The following is a 2,801-nucleotide window of genomic DNA, read 5'->3' as shown; positions in this document are numbered from 1 at the left end:
ATTTTACTAAATTTACTTTCATTTAGCTTATAAATTATTGTATAATAATTACATAAGGAGATTCTTTATGGAGTATATGCAAATGGAGCCTGTAATTACTAGGCAGATGGTATTAAATGAGCTTGTAAAAGCTGGTATTAAGAGAGATATTGCGGACGATTTATCTTATAGATACTATAAAAATGAACTTACTACTAAAGATCTTCAGTATTTAAAAGAAAACTTTGACATCAAATTAAAACATTTAGAAGAAAAAATTTTTGACACGAAAGAAGAACTTATTAATAGAATGGATAGTAAGTTCACTGAACTTGATAATAAGATAAATACTAAATTTAAAGAACTTGATACTAAAATAGATACTGTTGAAAATAACTTAAATAACAAAATAGATACTAAATTTAAAGAACTTGATACTAAAATAGATACTGTTGAAAATAACTTAAATAACAAAATAGATACTAAATTTAAAGAACTTGATAACAAAATCGACAAAGTAAGGGACGAATTAAAGTCAGATATTTCTCTTGTGAGAAAAGATATGGAAGTGAACAAAATGGAACTTGATACTAAGATAGATAAATTTGCATCAGAGGTTAAAGGAACATTTAAATTACATGCTTGGATGTTTGGGACTATTATTACCATTAATGTAGGAATATTTCTAGCATTAATATCTATGTTATATGCATTGTTTATAAAGTAAATTTAAATAAGTAAAACTTATCTTTCATAAATTAAATAAGCTTATAAAAAAAAGTAACAAAAAATTATAAAAAAGTTAGCAAAAATAATAAAGTGTATTATATTTGTGTGGTATAAGATTAAAAGAAATATAACAAAAAAAGATATGAAATTAAATTTTAGATTAAATGTAAGAGATTTATATAAATATTCAATATTTTTTAGGAACTACATAGATAATGTAGCGAAAGATTGTTTAAAGAACGGAATAACATTAGACAGTGTATCAAGCACATCGTTAGATGTTGATGATGCTTTAGGTAATTTAAAAATAGAATTAAAAGCAGCATTATTACAATGCATTATTAGTTGTCGATTTAATGGTGTTGGATACATTTTAGTAAAGACAGCCGATCAGTTTTTTGATTTAGATGTAGAAGTAAATAATGAATTACCAATTGGATTTATGTATTTAGATTATTCTAAAGTACATGACATTGGACCAGAAAGTAGTCATATAACATATTATTTAAGAAATAATGATATAAATAGTGCAAATATAGAAATCAAATCATTAGAAATACATAAGAGTAGATTACTAATATATGACAATTATGATTATATTTTAGGATCTTATACGCCGTGTTATACAGAAAGTTTTTTACTTGATGTGTATTTATTAGAAAAGATTTACATAGAGATTGAGAGACGAATAGATAATCATAACTTTTTATTTTACAAGGATGAGTCATTAGTAGAATTACAAAATGCATTAAGTAATACAGCGATGTTATTAAGGAAAGAGAGTAATAGTGGTTTTAAAGGGTTTTTTGGAGGCTCAAGTTCAAAGAATAACTTTGTTGCATTAAGAGATGCTAATGATATGTTATCTAGAGAGATAGAGAGACTTAAAGCTAATTTAAATAATGAAGGAATATTTTATAGCGGTGACACAGATGCATCATTAGAAGTTATAAAGTATGATATGACGTATTTAAAGGAAGCGTTGGAATTGGTAAAAGCAAAAATAGGAGCAGACAGCAAAGAACCCTTAACTAGAAGTTTTAACGAACAGACTAAGGGACTTGGTAGTGATGGTAAGGGAGACAGATCTAATTATTATGACTTTTTAAAAAGTGTACAAGAATCTATTGAAGTATCTATTAATAGTAAACTTGTAAAATATTTTGGCATTAAGATGCATTTTGGTTCACTTGTTATGTTAAGTGAGCCAGAGAAGATTGAACGTGATATTAAGCTGCTTGAAGTATATGAGAGATATGCATCAATGATGGCAAATCAAGATTTAAGTATAGATGATAAGAATGAACTGAGGAATCGTTTATTTTTAAGTGTTGGAGGTTAATATGGAAGAAGAAGATAAAAATATTAGTGCAGAAGTAGTTAATAGTAATTTAAATAATGATACTGTTAGTATAAGTGCTAATGAATATGAAGAGTATAAAAAATTAAAAGAAAATGCAGGACAGGTTAAGAAACTTAATGCTAGTGAGGCATTAAGTATAAATGAACTAGTATCCCGAGAGCTTGCTGAAGTACAAGATAGGAGTGAAAAAGAACGTAAATTACTACAAGAAGCAACAAGAATTAATGAGATAGATACACTTGCATCTAAATATTTAAGTAATCATTTTAACAAAGATATGCTTTTATCTAAGGGTTATTCACTTGATGAGATACTCTTAGCGCAAAGACGAGAACTTGTGAGGAAATATGTTAATCCGGATCAAATCAGAGCTATAGCTAAAATTGATTCAGTCGAACATATTGAAGGAAATATATTAGAACAATTATTAGAACTTGCTAAGGTTAATATAAAGGCAAGAAAGAATAATGACGCATTAAGCAATTCTTTATCTAGGAAAGATGCACTTAAATTTGAAGATCAACTGTCTATTTCAAATCCCAATTTTAGACCGATAAATCATAATGAACTCAGAGATGGTATAGCAAATTTTTATAGAGAGAGACAGAGAAAATTTACTAAATTAAAGAAGCATGTCTCATAAATAGTTTTTAGGAGGTTAAAGAGTGTCTTCAAGTAATATTACTCAAATTAGACAAGAATATGAACAAAAGGTTAAAGAGATTAAAGA

At 26.8% G+C, this 2,801-nt stretch carries 3 protein-coding genes; all 3 read left to right on the top strand.

The genetic code is table 11. The features are described from left to right. Positions 1 to 37 precede the first annotated feature (37 nt). Positions 38 to 706: a Bdr family repetitive protein gene (bdr, locus tag U880_RS0109490; RefSeq protein WP_024655785.1), complete on the top strand. Its 669-nt coding sequence runs from the start codon at positions 38 to 40 to the stop codon at positions 704 to 706. A gap of 144 nt (positions 707 to 850) precedes the next feature. Beyond that, positions 851 to 2,050, top strand: a complete 1,200-nt coding sequence (locus U880_RS0109485; RefSeq protein WP_038359775.1) for an anti-CBASS protein Acb1 family protein — start codon at positions 851 to 853, stop codon at positions 2,048 to 2,050. A gap of 1 nt (position 2,051) precedes the next feature. Continuing rightward, on the top strand, positions 2,052 to 2,714 hold the full coding sequence (locus U880_RS0109480) for a DUF1357 family protein (RefSeq protein ID WP_024655783.1): 663 nt from the start codon (positions 2,052 to 2,054) through the stop codon (positions 2,712 to 2,714). Positions 2,715 to 2,801 lie beyond the last annotated feature (87 nt).

The sequence above is a fragment of the Borrelia hispanica CRI genome, assembly GCF_000500065.1.
Classification (GTDB): Bacteria; Spirochaetota; Spirochaetia; order Borreliales; family Borreliaceae; genus Borrelia; species Borrelia hispanica.
This window is presented reverse-complemented; position numbering and strand designations above follow the sequence as displayed.

What these genes read in the sequence shown, in the direction of transcription:
- U880_RS0109485 (WP_038359775.1), top strand. Translation starts at nt 851, where the DNA reads ATGAAATTAAATTTTAGATTAAATGTAAGAGATTTATATAAATATTCA.
- U880_RS0109480 (WP_024655783.1), top strand. Translation starts at nt 2,052, where the DNA reads ATGGAAGAAGAAGATAAAAATATTAGTGCAGAAGTAGTTAATAGTAAT.